Below are 21,045 nucleotides of genomic sequence, written 5' to 3'. Positions count from 1 at the left end.
TTTGTCCGCGGAACGGGGCGGCCGGCTCGCGCCGACCGCCCCGCCGTGCTGCGTTGGTGCCGTTACGACAGCGGCTTCTTGGCGCCACTGCCGAGCAGGTGCGTGAGCGACTTGGCGACCAGGTCGTCACGGGCGGCCGGGGCGAGCCCCTCCAGACCGAAGCCGAGGTAGACGGTGTCCGGGGTGGTCACCACGGAACCCTCCTCGAAGGCGGTCCGGCTGCGTGCCCAGTCGTTCGAACCGGGGGGAGAACCGGCCGGCGCGCCGGCCACCGTCCAGCCACCCAGGTCGGACTCGAACGAGGTCTCCGCGACGGTGACGCCGTCCCTGATGACCTTGGTGTCGTCGACGAAGACACCGAGGCCCTGGGTGGCCCAGTCGGACGCGTACGTGATGGAGAGCTCGACCTGCTTGCCGGCGTACGCCGACAGGTCGACCGACCACTCCTGCCAGCCGCCGGACGGGCCGGTGGAGGCGTTCCACGTACCGGTGGTGCCGGTCGGCGAGCAGTCCTCGCCGATGTAGTGGGCGAGCTGCGGGTGCAGCGTCTCCGCCCAGCCGGACGCGCAGCTCTCGCCGGTGCCGGTGGCGGTGTGCCCGTTGGCGTCCGGCAGCGTCGTCCAGTTGTCGGTGCCCACCTCGTGCGCCTCGACGAACACGTAGTCCCAGTCCGCCTCCACCTCCTGCGAGATGAAGAAGTTCAGCGAACCGCTGGTCGCCCCGGTCAGGTCGACGGTCCGGGTCAGCCGCTTGTACGTGGAGTCCGCCTGGCTGCTGAACAGGTACCAGTCACCGGTGCGCGGGTCGAACGGTGCTCCGCCCGGCCGGCCCCAGCCGACCGGTGCCGTGCTGGTGAACTGCGGGAACTGGTCCGGCGGCAGGAAGCTCGACGTGGTCAGGAACGACGCCGTGTGGTCCTGGTTGTCCGCCGAGCCCGGCGCGTTGAGCACCCCGTTGAAGCCGGCGAACACACCGTCGTTGCCGACCACCGGGTACGGGTTCTCGTCGCCGTCCTGGCCGCCACCACTGACGTACGTGTGCGCGCCCAGGTAGTACTGCTGGAAGTCGTTCAGGATCGGCAGGCAGGCGCCGCCCGGTGCCGGACACTCCGGCGGTGCGCCCGGCGAGTAGTAGTACCCGCCGTCCGCCGACTGCGCCAGCAGCGCGTTCTTGCCGCTGACCAGGAGCTTGCCGCCCTCGTTGAGATAGTCCCGGACCGCGAACTCGGTTTCGATCGCGGCCTTGGCCGTGGTGCCGGGCACCTGGCCGGGCGCCCGCAGGATGGTGTCGTCGCCGGTCTCCCAGACCACCGCGTCGTAGTGCGAGAGCACGCCGAGCGGGTGCGGCGCCTTGCGACCACGGGTGTCGAAGTCGTAGACGTCACTGGTCTTGCCGGCAGCGGTCAGCGCGGCGGCCACCTCGTCGGCGTACTTGGCGCTGGTGCCGGTCTGGGTCGGGCTGAGCCCGGTCACGTCCTCGACGGCCAGCACCAGGACGTCGCCACCGATGTCGGTGCTGACCTGGTACGTGAAGTGCTCACTGGCGGTGGGTCCGCCGCCCTGGGGTTTGGTGCCGGTGAACCAGACCTCCACCCGGTCACCGGCCTTGGCGCCGGTCACCGTGCCGCGTACCTCGGCGTAGTAGTCGTCGTGGGTGTCGCCGTACCGTTCGCCGCCGCGCCATTCCTTGACCGCGACGGACTTCGGCTTGCCGCCGTTGATGACGTAGTGCATCTGGACGTTCTTCAGCGAACGCCGGGCGATGGTCGCGACCGGCTGGCGGGTGCCGTACGAGGTCTCGAACTTGTCGACCTCGAAGTCCGGGGTGGTCCGGCCGAGCACCGACACCGGGTTGTCCGGGGTGGCGGCGGACTTGGCCACGGAGAGCGCGAACGGAATGTTCTTCGCCACCTCGGCGGCGATCAACTCCTCGTCGTCCGGGAAGTTGAAGCCGCTGGCGCAGTCCTCGACCAGCCACTCGTCGTTGGGGTCGGCGGCCGACACGGTCTCGCAGGTGGTCATCTCGGGGGTGAAGCCGAGCGTGCCGTAGCGGACGGTGGCGTGGGTGTCGGTGTCACCGTTGGTGGTGTACAACTCGGCCGAGATGTCCGGGTCGTAGCCCGGGATGGCCGGGTGGGCGTCGTCACCGGCCAACGCCTCGTAGATCACGTCGTCCGGGGTCCGGGTGTCCACCTGCCATCCGACGCCGTAGAGCAGCAGCTCGGCGGCGGAGTGGTAGTTGATGTAGTACTCGAACCCGACCCGCCGGAACAGGCCGTCCAGCGCCCTGGTCTCCGGCTCGGAGTTCGGGTCGGGGCCGCGGTAGGTCTCGCTCGACGGGTCCGCGGACGAGCCCTCGTTGTCGTAGCCCCACTTGTAGGAGAAGTTCCGGTTCAGGTCGACGCCGTCACCGCTGGTGATCTGACCGTCGCCGTTGTTGTCGCGCAGGTTCTTGCGCCACAGCCGGTTGCCCTCGGTGAAGGTGAAGTCGTACCCGTCCGGGTTCGACACCGGCAGGAACCACAGTTCGGTGGTGTCGACCAGCCGGGTGATCTCCGGGTCGGTGCCGTAGTTGTCGAGTACGTGGTGCAGCAGCCGCCGGGTCATCTCCGGGGTGATCCACTCACGGGCGTGCTGGGCGGCGCCGTAGAGCACGGCCGGGCGCTTGCCGTCCTCGATCGACTTCGCGTTCTTGGTGACCTTGACCGCCAGGATCGGCTTGCCCTGGTGGGTCCGGCCGAGCGTCTCGACCTTGGTCAGCTTCGGGAACCGGGCCGCGGTCGAGGTGATCTCGTCCCGGATACCGCCGGGCTCGCTGTACGACCGGAACGCCGACCATCCGTTGGCGGACTGCTCGCGCAGCGCCCGGGAGGCATCCTTGCCGCGTACCTTCTTGACCGACAGCTTGACGCCCTTGGTGGCGACGCGGGCGGCCTGCTCCTTGGTCAACACGACCTGGATCGCGGAGTTGCCGGCCTTGTCGGCGCCGCCGACCGCGTGTCCCACGTCGACACCGCTATCTCGGAGTACGTCGAGCTGTTTGGCATCGGCTGAGCCGACGTACACCTCAAGATTGCTGTTGTTGCCGTTCGGTGTGGTCGGTGGCTTCGCACTGACCGGTGTGGTCAGCACCATGACGCCGACCATCGTGAACACGCCGGCGATCGCCAGCCGTGTTTTGCGCATTGCGCCCCCTCGTTCGAAAGATCTCTACGGGGGAGCATTCTGTGCCAGCTCAGACGTGTCAATGATTCGATCGGTTGCTCTGGGGCGCTCGGTGACCAGGTGATGACCCACTGCTCTGCCGTGTCCCGGCGGCCTCCGGTCGGGGTACCGTGTCGCAGCCCTGATGTCGCCGTCTGTTGTGGAGGCTCCCGTGCCGGCCGACCTCGACGAAGCGCTGGCCACCGACCAGCGGACCGGCATCGTGCCGCACCTGGTGCCGCTGGTCGAGGGGGAGTGGGCGCTCTGGCGGTCGGTCTGCCTGCGCGGCACCGGCTTCGCGTTCGACCTGCTCGACGAGCTGGCCGACCCCGCTCTCGCCGCCGCCGCCGACCGGTTGGTCGCCGGGGGCGGGCCGGACGCCCCGGAGGCGGTCGAGGCGGTCGAGGCGTACCGGGAACGGTTCCGGCTGGCCGGTCGCCGGCTGGCGGCGGCGTTGCACCGGGTGGCGGCCGAGCCGCGCTTCCGGGAGGCGGTCACCTGGCAGAACCCGCACGCCGTACGGACCGGTCTGGACACCCTGTTGCGCCGCGACCCGGACACCGTCGTACGGACCGGCCGGCACCGCCGGTACGAGGCGCTGGTCACCAACTACCTGCACCGGTACTGCGCCAAGAACGACACGATCGGCTTCTTCGGCCCGGTCGGCTGGGCCGCGATCGTCCCGGACCAGGTCACGCCGTTGCGGCACGCCCGAACGCCGGATCCGGTCGACGCCCGGACGATCTACTTCGAGCACTGGGCGGTGGCGGCGGTCGCGGCGGTCCACGCCCCGGCCCTGCGCCGCTGGCTGGCACCCCGCCGGATGCCGCTGGTCGACGTGGTCGACGGTCGGCTGCGGGTGCCGCTGGCCGACCCGATCCGGTTGGACCCGTGCGCGGCGGCCGTTCTGCGCGCCTGTGACGGCGTACGGCTGCCGGCGGCGATCGTGGCCGAGGTGCTGGCCGACCCGACCGCCGGCACCACCGACCCGGCCGAGGTGTTCGCCGCGCTCGGCCGCCTGCACGCCGCCAAATGGATCACCTGGGAGTGGGAGGCCCCGGCCGACGACCTCCGGTCGGAGATCACCCTGCGCCGGCTCCTGGACCGGGTGGACGACCCGGCGGCCCGCGCCCCGGCGGTCGCCGCGCTGACCGAGCTGACCTCGGCCCGCGACGCGGTCGCGGCGGCGGCCGGCGACGCGGGGTTGCTGCTGCCGGCCCTCGACCGGCTCGACGCCACCTTCACCCGGCTCACCGACCGGGCCGCCCAGCGCGAGGGCGGTCAGACGTACGCGGGCCGGACGGTGCTGTTCGAGGAGTGCCGGCGGGCCGACGAGGTGACCCTGGGCCCGGCGCTGCTGGATCCGCTCCGGACCCCGCTCGGGCTGGTGCTGCACAGCGCCCGCTGGTACACCTCGGCCGGCGCGGCCCTCTACCGCCGGGCGTTCCGCGACCTCTACCGCCAACTCGCCGGTCCGGGTGCCGGCCCGGTGCCGCTGGCCGACTTCTGGCTGCTCGCCCACGACCTGCTGGTCCAACAGGTGGATACGCTGGTCCGGCCGCTGACCCGAGCCCTACAGGCCCGCTGGGCGCAGCTTCTGGCGCTACCCGGCGCCGACGCCGACGGTGCCCCGCGCCGGGTGCACCGGGACGGCGCGGCACTGCGGGCAGCGGTCCGGGCCGCTTTCCCGGCCAACCGGCCCGGCTGGGTCGGGGCGGTGCAGCACAGCCCGGACCTGATGCTCGCCGCCGCCGACCCGGCCGCCGTCGAGGCCGGCGACTTCCGGTGGGTCCTCGGCGAACTGCACCCCGGTGCGAACACCATGCGGTACGCGAGCTGGTTCGCCTACCACCCGGATCCGGAGCAGATGCGGGCGGCGATGGCCGCCGACCTGGCGCCGGGGGTGGTGCTGATGGGGGCGACCGGGGCACAGGGCGGCACCCCGGTCCGGATCGCCCCGGAACTGGCCGGGCCGGCCGACGTACGGCTGGTCTTCGCCCCGGACACCTGCGGTTACGACCCGGACCGGGACCTGCTGGTCGGCGCCTGCGAGCTGTTCGAGGCCGATGGTCGACTGGTCGTCCGTCGTCGTTCCGGCGGCCCGGAGTACGAGCTGCTGGAGGTCGTCGCCGAGTTGGTCGCGGGCAGCCTGTTGCAGCAGTTCCGGCTGCTGCCGCCGGCCCCGCACACGCCCAGGGTGCAGCTCGACCGGCTGGTGGTGCAGCGCGAGTCGTGGACCTTCGGGCTCGGCGACCTGGCCCTGCTCGCCGAGCCGGACGAGGCCGACCGTTTCCTGGCCGTACGCCGCTGGGTCGCCCGGCACCACCTGCCCCGGTACGTCTTCGTCCGGGTCACCGGGGAGCGCAAGCCAATCCACCTGGACCTGACGAGTCTCGCCTCGGTGGACGTGCTGGCGCGGGCGGTCCGCCGGGCCACCCGGCTCGATTCGGCCGGCGGCCGGGTGACCGTGACCGAGATGCTGCCCGGCCCGGACCAGCTCTGGCTCGCCGACACCGCCGGCCGCCGCTACTGCGCCGAGTTCCGGTTCGTCGCCGTGGACCGGTGCGTCGCGTCGCCGCCCGACTGACCCGGCGGAAGCCCCGGCGTGCCGACCGGGTGGTTCGGTGGCACCTGTGTCACGTCGGGTCGTACGGTGCCGATCACGTACACCAGGTGCATGGTGTAGGTCTCCCACTCCGACAGGTGCGTGGTCGAGATGCCGAACAGCGCCATCGCCTTCTGCTCCGGCAGCGGCAGGACCACCTGCATCTGGTGGACACCGTCCCAGTGGTGGCCGATGGCCAGCAACCGCCCGAAACGGCTGTCGAGGTCGTGTACCTCGGCGTGCGGGCGCCACGCGTCGGCGAGCGGGGTCAACGCGTCGGCGATGTCGACGCGGTGCAGGCTGACCGTGAACAGACCGGTCGTGGGCACGGCCGGCTCCAGGACCGTCGCGGCGTACCGCACACCGTTGGACCGTAACCCTTCGATCAGCAGTTCCTGCCCCGCGGTGATCGCGTCCCGCTGTTCCTCGGTGCTGTCCGGCCACACCTCCGATATTCGCCGGGTGGTCCGTTCGATCCGGTCCTCCCGCGTCGCGGTCAGGTCCAGCGGGGTGAACTGCGCGGGCACGTCGAACCGGAACGGCAGCCTCATCGCAGAATCCGCAGTGTTTCCAGGGCCGGCTCCGGTACGAGCTTCGCGCCGTTGATCGCGACCTTGGCCCAGCTCGCCTCGTCCTTGGCGGCCTGCGCGTCGATGTCACCCGGATGCATCCAGGTCATGACGGTCGGCACCTGTGAGGCGGCCGTGGCGACGACCTGCAACGCCACCCCGCCCTCGAACCTGCTCACCGGGTTGGTCGTCGCGAGACCGGCAAGGTCCCCGAAGACCCGCGCGGGGCTGGACGGGGTGCTGCTGCCCTTCAGCAGTCCGGCGAGGTTGTCCGCGTTCTGCGCCGCCTTCACCAGGTTGCCGCCGAAGCCGAGCAGATCGCTGGTGAGGGTCACACTGGTGCTGGAGGCCTGGTCGCCGTTGATCGCCATGTCCAGACCGTGGGCGCCGAGCGCCACGGCGTTGCCGACCAACGCCAGCGGTACGGCCACGGCGGTGGCGCCGGGAATGAACGCGGCCAGGCTCGCCACGGACGAGAACACCGAGGCGGCGTCCCCGATCGTGCCCAGCACCGTGGGTTCCTTCGGCAGCGGCGGTGGCGCGAACGGCGGCGGCGTCGGCCCCTGCCCGGCCAGGGAGTCGAGCATCTCCTGGATCCAGGCGGCGATGTCGGTGACGAACCGTTCCTGCGCCGCGGCCGAGACCGCCGGGTCGAGTTGCAGGGTCAGCGCGAACGCCGGCAGGTTGCGCACGATGGTGTCGACGATCGCCTGCTTGGCGGCCACGACGGTGTCGGCGAACGAGGTGGTCAACGCCTCCAGGTCCCGCATCCCCGTACCGACGCTCTGGGTCGCGGTGAAGAGGCCGAACATGCTGCGACGGAAGGCGTCACCGGCCTGGTCGGACCAGCCGACGAGATCGGCCATGTCGAGCTGGCGCAGGGTGTCCGCGTGCCCGGCGGCCTCGCCCCAGGAGGCGGCGAGCGCCCGTACCCGGTCCTCGTCGGTGTCGGGCCACTCGACCAGGGCGTTCACCCGTGGCCACAGTCCCAGGTCGGTCGGCGGTGGTGCGATCGGCATGGTGTCGTCCCGTCCCCTCAGCCGCCGGCGCCACGGGTGGAGAGGTCCCCGGTGAGACCGAACCCGGTCGCCCCGATCCGGTCCGCGGCCAGGTAGTCCTCGACCGACTGCCGCCCGACGGTGGCCCGGCCCAGGAAGGCGTCGGACAGCTCGTCGGCGGTGCTGATCACCGGACCCGGCTGGTACCTGGGCAGGAACGCCCGAGCCAGCTGCCCGGAGCCGATGCCGGCCTCGTCGGCGGCGATCCGGCCCTTGAGACCGCTCCACGCGTCGCCGAAGGCCCGCCCGGCCGCCTCGATCCCGTCCATCGCGGCTGCGGTGGACGCGGTCTCCATCTGGACGAAGGTCACCGCCTGGCCCTCGCCATCCGGTCGAGGTCGGCCAGCAGCGGATCGAAGCTCGGATCGGTCGCCTCCGGCGGCATCAGGTGTCGGGTCAGGGCGACCACCTCGGCGCGGGCGAGGTCGGCCGCCTCCCTGACGGTGTCGAGGATGCGCCGGCTGAGCGCCCGCGCGTCGTGCTCCCGGTAGATGCGCGGATCGAGTGCCAACTCCAGGAGCTCGCCACGGCCGCCGACGGTGACGGTGATCAGGCCGTCCGATGATTCGGCGCCCGCCCGTACCTCGGCCATTCCCCGCTGTACGGCGCGGAGGTCCTCGGCGAAGCGTCCGTACGCTGCTGCGTCCATGCCCCCAGTGTCGGCGGGCGCGGCCGGTCCCCGGTCCCGCTGACCGGTTCCGGCCACGTCGGCACCCGGTCAGCGGGACCGGGCGAAGACCGCTCAGCGGAGCAGGTAGCCGACGCCGCGCAGGGTGTGCAGGACCGGCGGGGTGCCGAGCTTGCGCCGCAGCCCCGCGACGAGAACGTCCAGCACGTTCGAGTTCGGCGCGACCAGCTCGTCCCAGGCGACCGCGATCAGCTCGCTGCGGCGGACCGGCTCGCCCCGGGCGGTCACCAGCCGTTCCAGCACCACGAACTCCTTGGCGGTCAACGAGAGCGGCCTCCCACCGCGACGGGCCGTGTACCTACCGGTGTCCAGCTCCAGGTCACCATGGCGCAGCACCGGGGCCGGCCCGGTGTCACCGCGCCGGCAGAGGCTGCGGACCCGGACGACCAGTTCGGGAACCGCGAACGGTTTGCCCAGGTAGTCGTCACCCCAGGCCAGTCCCTCGACCCGGTCGTCCGGCGTGTTCCGCCCGGTCAGGAAGAGCACCGGTACCGGCCAGCCGGTACGGCGCCGGTCCGCCACGTACCGCAGCGCGTCGCCGCCCGGCAGGATCCGGTCGAACACGGCGCAGTCGTAGACGTTGACGCTCAGCGCCTCGTCCGCCTGCGGCAGGTCGACCGCGGTGTCCACGGCGAACCCCGCACCCCGCAGGGACGCGTCGACGGCCACCCGGAGATCCTCGTCGTCCTCGGTGACCAGTACCCGCACGACACATACGGTAGCCGGCGCGGCAGCGTTGTGCGATCAGGGCGGGCGTCGACCGCTACCCCAGCCAACCACGGTCGGCGGCCTTCAATCCGGCCTGGAACCGGCTGCGCGCGCCGAGGCGGTTCATGATGGCGGACATCATCCGGCGTACGGTCCGCACCGAGATGCCCAGGCGGGCCGCCGCGGACTCGTCGGTGCAGCCCGCCGAGAGCAGTGCGAGCAGTTCTCGCTCGCGTTCGCCGAGCCCGGTGCCCTCCGTCACGTCGGCGGCGGTGAGCGGCACCGCGGCCGGCCAGAGCCGTTCGAACAGTTCGGTGACCGCGTTAACCACGCTCGGCAGCCGGAACATCGCCACGTCGCCCGGCCGGCCGTCCCGGCGGTCGCTGGGAAGCATCGCCAGGGCCTCGTCGACCACCGTCGCGTCGGCCGCCACGCTCGGCAGCGTGCGTATCTCGGCCCCGGCCGGGCCGAGCCCGCCGAGTCGCATGGCCAGTACCGGAACGTCCCGGACGTGGTCCGGCAGGAGCACCCGGTAGCGCACCCCGCGCCGCAGGTTCTCCTGGTCGGCGCGGCGCAGCGGGTCGACCGGTTCGCCCGGGTGCGCGCGCAGCGTACGGATGACGAGCACCTCGCGGGTCGCGGTGGCCAGGGTGGCGTCGATGCCGGCGTGGGTGGACAGCACTGTCGGGTGCACGATCCGTGGGCTCGGCACCGGGTGCCACGTGGGACGTACCGGGGCCTGTCGGTCCCGCGCGGCGGGCAGGGATTGGACGGTCATCAGAGCGTTCCTCCGATCGGCAGTGAGGCCGTGACGGCCGGTCCGTGCAGACCGTCCAGTCGTTCCAGGTGGACACCGAGGTCCGGGCCGAGCGAGGTGAGCATCCCGGCTGCGGCCTGCGCCGCCTGCGGTGTCGCGGCGGCGATCCGCAGTACGCCGCTCAGCTCCGGGTCCCCGACGACCACCGCGACGGTGACCGCGACGTCCCGTACGCCGCCGAGCAACTGTTCCAGCACCTCGGACGACCCGGGTGCCGGTGACCCGACGATGGCCAGGCGCATCCCGATCTGGGTGATCGGGCCGGCCCGCCAGTGGTGCCAGTGCTCGCGGATCGCCTCCCGCCCCGGACCGGTGTGGGTCAACGAGGTCAATGTGGCGAGCAGTTCCCGCTCCGACACCAGGACGAGATCGAGGCCGGTACGCCGCAGCCGACGGCGTAGCCGGCGTACGGCGTTGCCGAGCGCGATCCGCAGCACCGCGTCCTCGGCGGCGTCCACGTCGCGCAGCACCCGCACGGCGAGCCACGCGCGCGGGGCCACCTGCTGCGGGCCTCGGTGCAGCACGAGGTGCAGCCCGAGCCGAGGGGCGTCGGGATCCCCGTCGGCCGACACCGCCCCGGCGAGTACGGCGCGGACGAATGCCTCCGAGTCAGGTCGTACCGGTCGTAGCACGGCCACCAGTTCGTCGGCCCGGCTGACGATCCCGGCCTGCTCGCCGCCGATCTCCGCCGGGTCGATCCGGGCACCGGGCAGCAGCAGCGCCAACAGGGCAGCGGGACCCTCGACGGCCGGTAGGTCGTGTGCCCGTCGGCGCAGCAGCAGTCGTGACCGCCGGCCGAGCAGGGTGGACAGCCACGTCCCCCGGACCCGGATCGCGGTCACCGCGAGCAGCGCTGCGGCGGCTGCGCCGAGCGCGACGGCAACCGGCCAGTCACGTCCGACGGCGCCGACACCCAGCACCAGGGCCAGTTGCCAGCACACGATCCGCGCCACCGGGGGGAGGGTGAGGCGTCGAGCGCGGCCCGCCGGACGCCCGGCCCCGGCCGAGTCGGTACGGGCACGGTTTCCGGCCGAGTCCGCACGGGCACGGTTCCCGGCCGAGTCGGCACGGGCACGGTTCCCGGCCGAGTCGGCACCGGCACGGTTCCCGGCGGAGTCGGTACCGGCACGGCCTCTGGTCGTGGCGGCGGTGGCGGCGGCCGGGTCGGCGGCGGGGACGGCCACCGGTGCCGGTGGGGCGGGTACTGGCCGGGCACCCGGCAACAGGACCGGCTGGCCACCGAGACGGGCGGCGGCGACCACGGTACGGGTCCGGCGCGTGGCGGTACCCGGAGCATCCGGTGCGGCTGCCGGTGCCAGTGGTGGCGGTGGCGGTGGCGTTTCGGGCTGCCGGTCGCTTTCCGTCCGGGCGGTCGTTGCCATGCTCGTTCCCCTCATGTGACCCTGCGTCGATCGCGGTGGTCGTCCCGAGGCAGCCGCCCCGCTGACGTGACGCAGCCGGCCAGGTGCCGTACCAGCACATGGCTGCGGTAGCGCTCCGGTGAGCTGGCCGCCAACAGTCCCTGGTCGACCAGCCGTTCCAGCACCGGCCGGGCAGCCGTCGTCGTCAAACCCAGCGCACGTGCCGCGACGGTGGCCTCGAACTCGCCGGGCAGGTCACCGAGGGCGTGCCAGGCGGCCACCTCCGGACTGTCGAGCCGGGAGCGGGCGGCGGAGATCGAACGTCGGAGGGCGTCGGAGAGCACCCGGCACGGCTCGTCGTCCAGTTCCTCGGCCAGCCGTCGTACCGTCCAGTGTGGTCGGGTCCGCAGCCGGGCGGCGGCTTCGCGCAGCGCGGCCGGCAACCCACCGCAGTGGCCGACGACAGCGGCGACGGACGCGTGGTCCGCGCCGGTCCGCCGGCCGCCGGCCGCCGCCATGAAGAGCGCGGCGGCGGCCCTGTCGCCGAGCGGCTCCAGCCCGATCCGTACCGCGCCGTCCAGATGCCAACCCCGGTTGCCCGTCGTAACCAGGGTCAGGCATCCGGGTGCCGCCGGCAGCAGCGGCGCCACCTGCTCGCCGTCGGCCACGTCGTCCAGAACCAGCAACACCCGTCGCCGGGCCAGCTCCGAGCGCCACAGCGCGGACCGCTCGTCGAGATCGGACGGCATCTCCGTCGCGGCCGTGCCGATGCCGCGCAGCAGCCTCCCCAGCACGTCCGACGCGGTCAGCGCCGAACGCGGGTCGGAACCCCGCAGGTTGACGAAGAAGTGGCCATCCGGGTAGCCCGGTGCCAGGCGGTGCGCGGTGTGTACGGCCAGGGCGGTCTTACCGACGCCCGCCATGCCGTCCACCAGCACCACCGGCGCGACGGCGGTCGCGGCCCGCCGTACGGCTGCCACCTCGGCGCTGCGTTCGACGAGTGGAACGTCCCGGGGAAGTTCCCTGCGGGTCCGGACCGGCTCCCCGTCGCCCAGCACCAACCGCTGCGCCTGCGCGAGTACGGGCCCCGGCTCCACCCCGAGTTCGGTGGAGAGCAGTTCCCCGGCCCGCCGGCACGCGACAAGCGCCTCGGCCCGCATGCCGCCCTCGTGCAGGGTACGGATGAGCTGCGCCCACGCGCCCTCGCGCAGCGGGGCGTCCGCGGTGACGGCGCGCAGCGTGGCCACCGCGTCCTGACCATGGCCCAGGACCAGTTGCAACTCCGCGAGATGTTCCCGCAGTCGCAGGTGGAGTTCGTCGAACCGGGCCACCACAGCGGCACAGACCGCCGCCTCGACACCCTCGAAGGGACGTCCCCGCCACAACCGCAACGCCTCCTGGACCAGGGTGAGCGCGGCTTTCGGGTTGTCGTCGGAAGCCGCCTGCCGGGCCTCGGCGGCGAGTTCGTCCGCCCGGTCGGAGTCCAGGTCACCCGCCCCGACCCGGATCCGGTACGCGCCGGACCTGCCCTCGATCCGGGTGTGCCCGTCGTGCTCCGGCAGCAGGCGGCGCAACTGCCAGACGTACGTCTTCAGGTTGGCCTCCGCCGACGCCGGCACGGCCTGTTCCTGCCAGGTGGCCTCGACCAGGCGATCCACCGCCACCCAGGCGTTAGGCTGCAGCAGCAGGGCCGCCAGCACCGTCGCGGGCTTGCTCGTGCCGAACCGGTGCACGGTCGTGTCGTGCACCTCGAGCGGCCCGAGTACGTGGAACAGCACCGTGCCCTGCACCTCCTCGAAAGCCCTGACCGGTTGCGGTGATCCGGTGCACCCATACGATCGGTCCGCGCACATGAGGATCAGATGACACGCCATCGGGGAGGCCGGCCGTGCGAGTGATGGTGGTCGAGGACGACGACGACCTGCGGCTCGCGGTGACCACCGAACTCGCCGGTACCGGGCTGCGGGTCGACCAGGCGGGCGACATCGCGACGGCGCACGTCTCGTTGTCCACCGGGCACTACGACTGCGTGGTCTTCGACCGCATGCTGCCCGACGGTGACGCGATCACGTACGTGCACCGGCGCCGGCAGCAGGGCTGGGCCGTACCCGTGCTCTTCCTGACCGCCCGGGACCGTCTCGCCGACATCGTGGCCGGCTTCGAGCACGGCGGCGACGACTACCTGGTCAAGCCGTTCGCCGTGGCGGAGATGACCGCCCGGGTGCTGACCCTGGGGCGGCGTGCCGGCACCGGTCGCCCGTCGGTGTTGCGCCACGCCGACCTGGAGATGGACTGCGCCCGCCGGCAGGCGCGTCGAGCGGGTGTCCTGCTCGGGCTGACCGCGAAGGAGTTCGCCGTGCTCGAGTACCTGTTGTCCCGGTCGGAGCAGGCCGTCGGCCGGGACGAGCTGATCGAGCACTGCTGGGACAGCAGTACCGACCCGATGTCGAACGTGGTGGACGTGGTGGTCCGGCGGTTGCGGGTGAAGCTGCGCGAGCCGGAGCTGATCCACACCGTACGGGGGCGTGGTTACCGGCTCGCCGGCCCGGAGTCGGCGACGTGAGGGGATCGGCGGTAGGCGGACTGCGCCGGCTGCCCCGGTGGCTCACCGCGTTGTTCACCGCGATGAACGCGGTCGGGCTGATCGTCTTCGGCTGGCTGCTGGTGCAGGCCGACGCGCGCCAGGGTGAGCTGCGGATGGACGGCGAACTGCGCCGGGTCACGTCGAGCGTGGCCCGGTTGACGCAGTACGACGGCACCTTGGTCACCGCGTACGTCAGCGAGGACCCGATGAGCACCAGTTGCCCCGAGTTCGCGATCCTTCCCGGCCGGTCCGGGGAGTTCTCCGGTCACTTCAGCCAGCAGGACTGCGTGCCGGTGGACCCGGCGAAGCTCGCCGGTCTGGCGGTGGAGGGGGTGAGCAGCGGTCGTCTGCTCACGGGGTACGTCCGGGGCACCGGGGGTGAGCTGTTACGGGTCGGAGTCGAGCCGTTCGGCAACAACAGGGGGCAGTACATCGGAGCGGTCGTGGCGGTGATGGACGCCGAGGGTGAGCAGTCCCGGCACCGCCGGCTGGTCCTGCTGGTGATCGGTGGTTGCGTGTTGCTGGTCGCCGCCGTCGCGGCGGCCGGGCACCTGCTCTCCGTACGGGCGGTCCGTCCCGCGGTGGCCGCCCTCGAACAACAGGAGGTGCTGCTCGCCGACACCGCGCACGACCTGCGTACGCCGGTGGCGGCCCTGCGTGCGCTCGCCGAGACGGCGTTGCTCAATCCCGCCCAGCGAACCGAGCTGCTGCCGCGCACCGTGGAACTGGCCAAGCGGATGGGCACCATCATCGACGGGGTGCTGATGCGGGCGCGGCTGGCCGCCGGGGTCGAGCCGTTGGCCATCCAACCGGTCTGGTTGGACCAGTTGGTCAGCACGGTGGTGGAGGAGACCCCCACCGAGGGGGCACAGGTGACGGTGACCACCGCGCCGACCAAGGTGAACGCCGACCCGGCGCTGATCCAGCGGGTCGTCGGCAACCTGTTGGACAACGCGTTGCGGCACGGGCGCGTACCGGGCCGGGACGCCGTCGTGCACATCACCGTCGCCGGTGGACGGGTGATGGTGGCCGATCACGGGCCCGGCATCGACGCCTCGGTCGCCCGGGAGACCTTCGACCGGTTCAGGAGCGGCGGCGGGTCGAGCGGACTCGGGCTGGCGATCGTACGCTGGGTGGCGCAGGCCCACGGCGGCGAGCTGCGGGTGTATAACGCCGAAGAGGGCGGGGCGATCTTCGAACTGGTGTTGCCTCCGGGCGACCAGTGATCGGCTGTATCGGCAATGGACCAATCGTGTACCGCCTCTTCTATGCTCACGGGGTGACCAGGATGGGCCTTCCATGGCGCTTTGTTACCAGACGCGTTCGGGTCCGCAACCCGCTGCGCCGTGGTCGACTGCCCCTGGTGCTGCTCGTCGGCACCTGTCTCGTCGCCGTCACGGCGGCGATGTCCGGCGCGGTCACCGCACCACCGGGGCTGACGTTCGCGCAGGCCGGGCACTGGGTCGCGAACCCGTCCCTGGGCATGGTCTTCCACGTCAACGGCGCCACCCGCACGGTGGACGCCCAGGCCGCGATCACCGGCGTGGAGGCGGACAGCCAGGTCGTGCAGGGTGACACCAGCGGTTATGTGGTCGGCCGCTCCCGGATCATCGAGTTCGGCAAGTCGAACCTGTCGGTCGAGCAGACGCTGACCCCGCCGACCGGTGAACGCCCGGTCGCGGTCGAGGCGAAGGGCGGGCCCTACCTGGTCTACCGGGAGGCCGGCAGCGTGGTGCGACTGGGTGACACGCCCGCGACCATTCCGGCCGGTCGCCTTCTCGGTCAGCCGGTCACCACGCGCGACGGCACCCTCTGGTTGCACCGCACCGATTCCAACGTGCTCTGTCACCTGTCCCCCGAGGCCGACCGGGTCTCCTGTCCGGCGACCGCTCCCCGGGGGCACCCCGGGGCGCTGACCGTCGTGGGCAAGCAGGCCGTCTTCGTCGACACGGAAACCGACACGATGAGTCCCGTCGCCGACGACGGCCTCGGCCGGCCGACCCGGATCGGGGTGGACCTACCGCCCACCGCCCAGGTCGCGGGCGCCGACGTGAGCGGGCGGGTCGCCATCGTCGACCCCTCGACGCGACGGATGCACCTGGTCGACGCCACCGGCCTCGGCACCGACCGGGCCGCCGCAGCCCCGGTGACCGTCGCCCTGCCCGAGGGCACCTACTCGGCGCCGTCGGTCAGCAGAACCTCGGTGGTCCTGCTGGACTTGCAGCGCAACACGGTGCTCACCTACGACGGCGCGGGCCGGCAGCGGCAGGTCACCACGATGCCACCGGAGACCGGAGAGCCCCGGCTCATCCGTGGCGAGGACGAGCGGGTCTACGTCGAGGGCGCCGAGGGCCGGCACGTGATGGTCGTCGACCACGACGGCGGAATCGGCCTGGTGCCGGTGACCGGCAACGCGCAACCGACCCCCAACCCCACCCTGGTGGCACCGCCGACCGAGCCGAGCCCGGGGCCGGAGCAGCAGCCGGCCGGTCCGCGGCAGCCACCGCCGGGACCGGAGCGCAGGACGACTCCGGCGGACCAGCGACAGCCCGCGACGACGCGCGGCGCGGCCGTACCGAACCCACCGACGCCCGAGCGCAAACCGTTGCCGGCCACCCCACCGGGTATGCCGCCCGGTCTGAGGGCCACCGCCAACGGCGCGAACCTCGTGGTGAGCTGGAGCGCCGCCGCCGCCAACGGCGCGACGGTGAGCGCGTACCAGGTGGCGTGGGCGCCGACCTCGGGCAGCGGCGGCGGCTCGTCCACCCAGCCCGGCGAGGCGCGGTCGATGACGATCACCGGACTCACCCGGGGTACGGCGTACCGGATCACGGTCAGCGCGCAGAACTCGGCCGGCCGGGGCACTCCCGCCGCCGTCCAGGCGACGGTGCCGCTGCCACCCCGTTCGGTCACGGTGTCCCGGGGCCGCGCGACCACGTACGAGGACACCTGCCACGCCCCGGACTGCGCGTTCATGCGGGTGGTCATGACGGGGTTCCGGGCGAACACCAACTACTTCATCAAGCCGCACTCGGACGAGTGGCCCGACTACAACCCCGGCACCACCCTGCGCACCGACGGCAGGGGTAACCTCACGTTCCAGGACTTCCCGTTCGACGCCGTGGGACAGCACGTGTGGGTCACCGTGGACGGTCTCGAGTCCAACCACTTCCTCTGGAGGGCCGGGTGAGCAGCACCCGGGCGGCGAACGCCGCCACACTGATCGCGGAGAACGTGGAGCGGGTGATCCACGGCAAGCCGGAACTGGTGCGGCTGGCGATCGCCGGGTTGCTGGCCGAGGGACACCTGCTGATCGAGGACGTCCCCGGCCTGGGCAAGACGACCCTGGCGCGGTGCCTCGCCCGCAGCATCGGCGGGCAGTGGAGCCGGATCCAGTTCACCCCGGACCTGTTGCCCAGCGACATCACCGGGGTCACCGTCTACCACCAGCGCGACGAGCGGTTCACCTTCCACCCCGGCGCGGTGTTCGCGAACGTGGTCGTGGCCGACGAGATCAACCGAGGTACGCCGAAGACCCAGTCGGCGCTGCTTGAGGTGATGTCCGAACGCCGGGTGACCGTGGACGGCGAGACACACCAGGTGCCACTGCCGTTCCTGGTCGTCGCCACCCAGAACCCGATCGAGATGGAGGGCACCTACCGGCTGCCCGAGGCGCAACTCGACCGGTTCCTGATGCGGCTGTCGGTCGGCTACCCCGACCTCGACTCCGAGGTGCGGGTGATCATGGGTGACTCCGCCGGGGAGAGCGCCGACGACCTGCCTGCGGTGGTGGACATCGCGACGCTGCGGGAAGCGATCACCGAGGTACGCGCCCTGCACGTCGACCGGGCCGTGGCCGAGTACGCCGTCCGGCTGGCCGTGGCCAGCCGGGAGCATGCCGCCGTCCGGTTCGGGGCCAGTGTGCGGGGCAGCATCGCGCTGGTGCGTACGGCCAGGGCGTTCGCGGCGATCGACGGGCGCGCGTTCGTCACACCCGACGACATCAAGGACGTCGCCGTACCGGTGCTGGCGCACCGGCTGGTCCTCACCCCGGAGGCCGAACTGAACCAGCGCGGTACCGAGGAGATCGTCGCGGAGGTGCTCGCCTCGACTTCCGCGCCGATGGCGAGCGCGGGCCGCTAGAGGTGCCGCTGACCCGGCGCGGCTGCGCCGTGCTCGTCGTCGCCGTGCTGCTGGTGACCACCGGCGCGTGGGGGCACTACCCGTTGCTGAGCACCCTGGGCGTGATCCTGGTCGGTGCCGTCCTCGCCGCCGTCGGGCTCACCCTGCGCGGACTGCGGATCGACGTGCGGCGGTCGGTCTACCCGGACCGGGTCGAGCGGGGCCGACCGGCGCTGGCCCGGCTACAGGTGAGCAACCCCGGCAATCGCCGCCGGGCGGGGTTCCTGGCCACCGACACGGCGGGCAGCGTGACGCGTACCGTCCGGGTGCGCGGGCTGCTGCCCGGTGCCGAGGCGATCCACCACTACGAACTGCCGACCAGCGTCCGAGGTCGACTCACCATCGGCCCGCTGACCCTGCACCGGGTGGACCCGTTCGAGCTGGCCCGCAGCCGGCGGCCCACCGGCGAGACCGCGACCCTCTGGGTGCACCCTCGACAACTACCGGCGCGACCGCTGATCGGCGGCCATTCCCGGCACCACCACGAGGGCGCCGGCACCGACGACGCCCTGCGCGGTTCGGTGGACCTCCAGGACGTCCGGGAGTACGTCCCCGGAGACGAGGTGCGGCACCTGCACTGGAAGGCGACCGCCCGGACCGGCCGGTTGATGGTGCGCGACCTGGCCGACCCGCAGCAGCGCCGGTTCACCGTACTGCTGGACACCCGGACCCGGGGGCTGACCGACGACGGGTTCGAGGAGGCGGTGGACCTCGCCGCGTCCCTGCTCTGCGCGTCGGCTCGGGCCGGACAGCACACCCGCCTGGTCACCTCGGCCGGTCTGGAACTGCCCGTGTCCGGTGGGCCGCAGGCCGTCCGGCGACTGCTCGACGAGCTGAGCGAGCTGCGGCAGGACGCCGCGCCGGACGCCGAGGTGGTCCCCGTACGGCTCGCGGCGAACCGTACGGCCGGCGGCGGGCTGGTGGTGGTCACCGGCGGTGGGGCCGGACTCGGTTCGCTGGCCTGGTTGCGGTCACGATTCCCGACCATCTTCGTCATCGCGTTGACCGATCCGGAGGCCTCCGGCACCGTCGAGGTGGCGGGGGCACGGGTGCTCCGGGCCGGCGACGCCGAGGAGGCCGTACGCCGATGGAACGAGGCGATCAGGTGAGGACAGCCGCGCTGCGGGCCGTACCCACGGTGTGCCTGGTGCTCGCGGCTGCCCTGGCCGGAATGCTGTTCGCGCCGGTGTTCGGCGTACCCGCGTTGCTGCTCCCGGTCGGCGTGCCGGCGGCGGCGGTACTGCTGGTCGCGCTGCTCGGCACCGCTCGCGAGGCGGTGCGGGACTGGCGCGCACCGCTGGCGGCCCTGGCCGGTCTGCTCGCCGTCACCGAGACGGTGTTGTGGTCGACCACGACCGCCGGGCTGCCCACCGGTCGGACGGTGCGGGACCTGGCCGCCGGCTTCACCGAGTCGTGGCAACTGGCCCTGCAGTCGACCTGGCCGGCGAGACCGGATCCGGCGCTGCTGCTCTTCGTCCCGCTGCTGGTCGTCTTCGCGGCGGTGCTCGGCGTCGAGTTGCTGGACCGGGTGCGGGACCCGCTGGTGGCGCTCCTGCCCAGCTTCGCGGTCGTCATCCTGGCCCAGCTCTACGCGGCCCTGCCACCGGGCCCCGCCGCCGTCGCGGCGCTGGGCTACGCCACGATCGCCGGTACCCTGCTCGTGGCCGGCCGGACCGGCCGTGCGGACGAGCGGCGACCGGTGCCACGGCGACCCGTGCTGCCGGCCCTGGCCGGGATGGCGCCGCCGGTGGTGCTGGCCGTGCTGGGTGCGCTCCTGGCCGGGGCGTTCCTGCCGACCGCGCCGGCCAGGTACTCGCTTCGGGAGGGCCGGGCCGCACCGCTCACCGAGGCCGGGGTCACCAGCCCACTGGACGAGATCGCCCGTCGACTCACCCACCCGGGCACCGCCGTGTTCCGGGTCGGCGACGCGACCGACGTGGACCGCTGGCCCCTGGTGGTGCTCGACGAGTTCGACGGCGTGAACTGGACGCCGGGTGAGCGGTACCGGCGGTTCGGCGCCGAGCTGCGGCCGAGCCCGGCGGTGACCGTACAGGTGCGGTCGCGGACCGCGACGATCGACGCGGCCGACACCGGGGGCCCCTGGTTGCCGAGCCAGACCTGGCCCGCCGAGGTCCGGGGCGTCGACCCGCTGGTCGCGGAGCGGCACGGCACCCTGTTGTTGCCCGGATCGGACGGTACCGCCAGGTACGAGTTGCGCTGGTGGCAGCCGCAGCTCGACACGGCGACGTTGGCCGATGCCGCGATCGACCCGCTCGTCCCGCTCGGCGGTGTCGGCGTGGTGCCGGCCGGCGTGGCCGAGCTGGCCGGTCAGGCGGTGCGGGGGATGCGTCCGTCGTTCCAGACCGCGCTGGTGCTGGAAGGTTTCTTCCGGGACAACTACCGGTTGGCCGTCGGGCAGAACCTGCCGACCGGGCACGCCTGGCCCCAACTGACGGACTTCCTCCTGCGCGGCAAGCGGGGCACGAGCGAACAGTTCGCCGCCGCCTACGTGGCGCTGGCCCGGATTCGCGGCATCCCGGCCCGCCTGACGGTCGGGTTCCGGGCGCCGACCCAACGGGACCCGGACGGGTGGTACACGGTCCGCAACGGTGACGTGCTGGCCTGGCCGGAGGTCGCGGTGCAGGGAATCGGCTGGGTGCCGCTCGACCCCGGCGGTACGGCCTCGGCATCGGGTGCCGCGAACGGCGGCGGACTGGCCGCCCTGGCGGAGCGGGTACGCGCACAACTGCCCGCGCCGGCAGACCTCCGCGATCCGCCGGTCGCGTCCCGCCACCGGGCCGGGGCGGGCGGTTCGGACGGTGGCGGTGGCAGCCCCGTACCGTGGGCGGCCCTGCTCGCCGTCCCGGTGGCGCTGTTGGTGGGCTGGTCGCTGGGCGTGCCCGCGATCTGGTCGGTGCGGTCGTGGCGGCGCCGGCGCCGGCCGGGTACGGGCGCGGTGCTGGGCGCCTGGGAGGAGGTCCGGGACCGGCTGCGGGCGTACGGTGTCGCGGTGTCGCCCGGAATGACGGTCCGTGACCTGGGCGTCGGGGCGGGGACCGTGGCGGATCCGGCGACCGTCGCCGAGATCCGGAAACTGGGCGCCCTGGTGGATCAGGCGCTCTGGTCCGGGACGGTGCCGGGAGAGCAGCGTTCCGTACAGGCTTGGGCGGCGGTCCGCGCGGTCCGGCGTGGCCTGGCCCGACGCGGATGGCGGGTACGGCTACGCGCGGTGTTCGACCCGCGCGGGCTGCTGCCGCCCCGGTGAGCGGT

At 72.8% G+C, this 21,045-nt stretch carries 16 protein-coding genes; 7 read left to right on the top strand and 9 right to left on the bottom strand.

Annotation, left to right across the window (positions count from 1 at the left end):
• Positions 1-62: 62 nt before the first annotated feature.
• Positions 63-3,185: a M14 family metallopeptidase gene (locus ACZ6QQ_RS11945; RefSeq protein ID WP_465875973.1), complete on the bottom strand. Its 3,123-nt coding sequence runs from the start codon at positions 3,183-3,185 to the stop codon at positions 63-65.
• Between the two features lie 190 nt (positions 3,186-3,375).
• Between ACZ6QQ_RS11945 and ACZ6QQ_RS11940 the strand changes: the two genes are divergently transcribed.
• A complete protein-coding gene (locus ACZ6QQ_RS11940) occupies positions 3,376-5,790 on the top strand; it encodes a lantibiotic dehydratase (protein WP_465875972.1) in 2,415 nt (804 codons plus the stop codon).
• Here the strand turns inward: ACZ6QQ_RS11940 and ACZ6QQ_RS11935 are convergent.
• From ACZ6QQ_RS11935 to ACZ6QQ_RS11900, 8 genes are all read right to left on the bottom strand, one after another.
• Entirely contained in the window at positions 5,730-6,359 is a 630-nt protein-coding gene (locus ACZ6QQ_RS11935; RefSeq protein ID WP_465875971.1) for a hypothetical protein, read from the bottom strand. The two genes, ACZ6QQ_RS11940 and ACZ6QQ_RS11935, sit on opposite strands and share 61 nt — an antisense overlap.
• A complete protein-coding gene (locus tag ACZ6QQ_RS11930; RefSeq protein WP_465875970.1) occupies positions 6,356-7,396 on the bottom strand; it encodes a WXG100-like domain-containing protein in 1,041 nt (346 codons plus the stop codon). The genes ACZ6QQ_RS11935 and ACZ6QQ_RS11930 overlap by 4 nt, the downstream gene beginning before the upstream one ends.
• Before the next feature lie 17 nt (positions 7,397-7,413).
• Positions 7,414-7,731 (bottom strand): hypothetical protein, encoded by a 318-nt coding sequence (locus ACZ6QQ_RS11925; RefSeq protein ID WP_465875969.1) that lies wholly within the window; start codon positions 7,729-7,731, stop codon positions 7,414-7,416.
• A gap of 11 nt (positions 7,732-7,742) precedes the next feature.
• Positions 7,743-8,084 carry a YbaB/EbfC family nucleoid-associated protein gene (locus tag ACZ6QQ_RS11920; RefSeq protein WP_465875968.1) on the bottom strand — a complete coding sequence of 114 codons (342 nt, stop codon included), beginning with the start codon at positions 8,082-8,084 and terminating at the stop codon, positions 7,743-7,745.
• Positions 8,085-8,177: 93 nt separating this feature from the next.
• The gene (locus tag ACZ6QQ_RS11915) at positions 8,178-8,831 is read right to left on the bottom strand and encodes a response regulator transcription factor (RefSeq protein WP_465875967.1); all 654 of its coding nucleotides are present in this window, start codon (positions 8,829-8,831) and stop codon (positions 8,178-8,180) included.
• A 55-nt stretch (positions 8,832-8,886) separates the two neighbouring features.
• A complete protein-coding gene (locus ACZ6QQ_RS11910) occupies positions 8,887-9,609 on the bottom strand; it encodes a helix-turn-helix transcriptional regulator (RefSeq protein WP_465875966.1) in 723 nt (240 codons plus the stop codon).
• Entirely contained in the window at positions 9,609-11,030 is a 1,422-nt protein-coding gene (locus ACZ6QQ_RS11905; RefSeq protein WP_465875965.1) for a type VII secretion protein EccE, read from the bottom strand. The genes ACZ6QQ_RS11910 and ACZ6QQ_RS11905 overlap by 1 nt, the downstream gene beginning before the upstream one ends.
• 11 nt (positions 11,031-11,041) lie before the next feature.
• Positions 11,042-12,799, bottom strand: coding sequence for an AfsR/SARP family transcriptional regulator (locus ACZ6QQ_RS11900; RefSeq protein ID WP_465875964.1), 1,758 nt, complete (start codon positions 12,797-12,799; stop codon positions 11,042-11,044).
• A 107-nt stretch (positions 12,800-12,906) separates the two neighbouring features.
• Between ACZ6QQ_RS11900 and ACZ6QQ_RS11895 the strand changes: the two genes are divergently transcribed.
• The 6 genes from ACZ6QQ_RS11895 (at position 12,907) to ACZ6QQ_RS11870 (ending at position 21,040) form a co-directional block, all read left to right on the top strand.
• Positions 12,907-13,572, top strand: a complete 666-nt coding sequence (locus ACZ6QQ_RS11895) for a winged helix-turn-helix domain-containing protein (protein ID WP_465876280.1) — start codon at positions 12,907-12,909, stop codon at positions 13,570-13,572.
• Positions 13,569-14,819 (top strand): sensor histidine kinase, encoded by a 1,251-nt coding sequence (locus ACZ6QQ_RS11890; protein ID WP_465875963.1) that lies wholly within the window; start codon positions 13,569-13,571, stop codon positions 14,817-14,819. Before ACZ6QQ_RS11895 ends, ACZ6QQ_RS11890 begins: the two co-directional genes overlap by 4 nt.
• Positions 14,820-14,881: 62 nt before the next feature.
• A complete protein-coding gene (locus ACZ6QQ_RS11885) occupies positions 14,882-16,783 on the top strand; it encodes a fibronectin type III domain-containing protein (protein WP_465875962.1) in 1,902 nt (633 codons plus the stop codon).
• Complete coding sequence (locus ACZ6QQ_RS11880) at positions 16,780-17,736, top strand: AAA family ATPase (protein ID WP_465875961.1); 957 nt, start codon at positions 16,780-16,782, stop codon at positions 17,734-17,736. The genes ACZ6QQ_RS11885 and ACZ6QQ_RS11880 overlap by 4 nt, the downstream gene beginning before the upstream one ends.
• Before the next feature lie 2 nt (positions 17,737-17,738).
• The gene (locus ACZ6QQ_RS11875; RefSeq protein WP_465875960.1) at positions 17,739-18,884 is read left to right on the top strand and encodes a DUF58 domain-containing protein; all 1,146 of its coding nucleotides are present in this window, start codon (positions 17,739-17,741) and stop codon (positions 18,882-18,884) included.
• Positions 18,881-21,040: a transglutaminase TgpA family protein gene (locus ACZ6QQ_RS11870; RefSeq protein WP_465875959.1), complete on the top strand. Its 2,160-nt coding sequence runs from the start codon at positions 18,881-18,883 to the stop codon at positions 21,038-21,040. The genes ACZ6QQ_RS11875 and ACZ6QQ_RS11870 overlap by 4 nt, the downstream gene beginning before the upstream one ends.
• Positions 21,041-21,045: the final 5 nt, after the last annotated feature.

It is taken from the genome of Micromonospora sp. NPDC049529, assembly GCF_055586685.1.
This window is presented reverse-complemented; position numbering and strand designations above follow the sequence as displayed.

Coding starts and splice junctions, on each gene's coding strand:
- ACZ6QQ_RS11945 (WP_465875973.1), bottom strand. CDS start 3,185: ATGCGCAAAACACGGCTGGCGATCGCCGGCGTGTTCACGATGGTCGGC.
- ACZ6QQ_RS11935 (WP_465875971.1), bottom strand. CDS start 6,359: ATGAGGCTGCCGTTCCGGTTCGACGTGCCCGCGCAGTTCACCCCGCTG.
- ACZ6QQ_RS11930 (WP_465875970.1), bottom strand. CDS start 7,396: ATGCCGATCGCACCACCGCCGACCGACCTGGGACTGTGGCCACGGGTG.
- ACZ6QQ_RS11925 (WP_465875969.1), bottom strand. CDS start 7,731: ATGGAGACCGCGTCCACCGCAGCCGCGATGGACGGGATCGAGGCGGCC.
- ACZ6QQ_RS11920 (WP_465875968.1), bottom strand. CDS start 8,084: ATGGACGCAGCAGCGTACGGACGCTTCGCCGAGGACCTCCGCGCCGTA.
- ACZ6QQ_RS11910 (WP_465875966.1), bottom strand. CDS start 9,609: ATGACCGTCCAATCCCTGCCCGCCGCGCGGGACCGACAGGCCCCGGTA.
- ACZ6QQ_RS11905 (WP_465875965.1), bottom strand. CDS start 11,030: ATGGCAACGACCGCCCGGACGGAAAGCGACCGGCAGCCCGAAACGCCA.
- ACZ6QQ_RS11895 (WP_465876280.1), top strand. CDS start 12,907: ATGGTGGTCGAGGACGACGACGACCTGCGGCTCGCGGTGACCACCGAA.
- ACZ6QQ_RS11885 (WP_465875962.1), top strand. CDS start 14,882: ATGGGCCTTCCATGGCGCTTTGTTACCAGACGCGTTCGGGTCCGCAAC.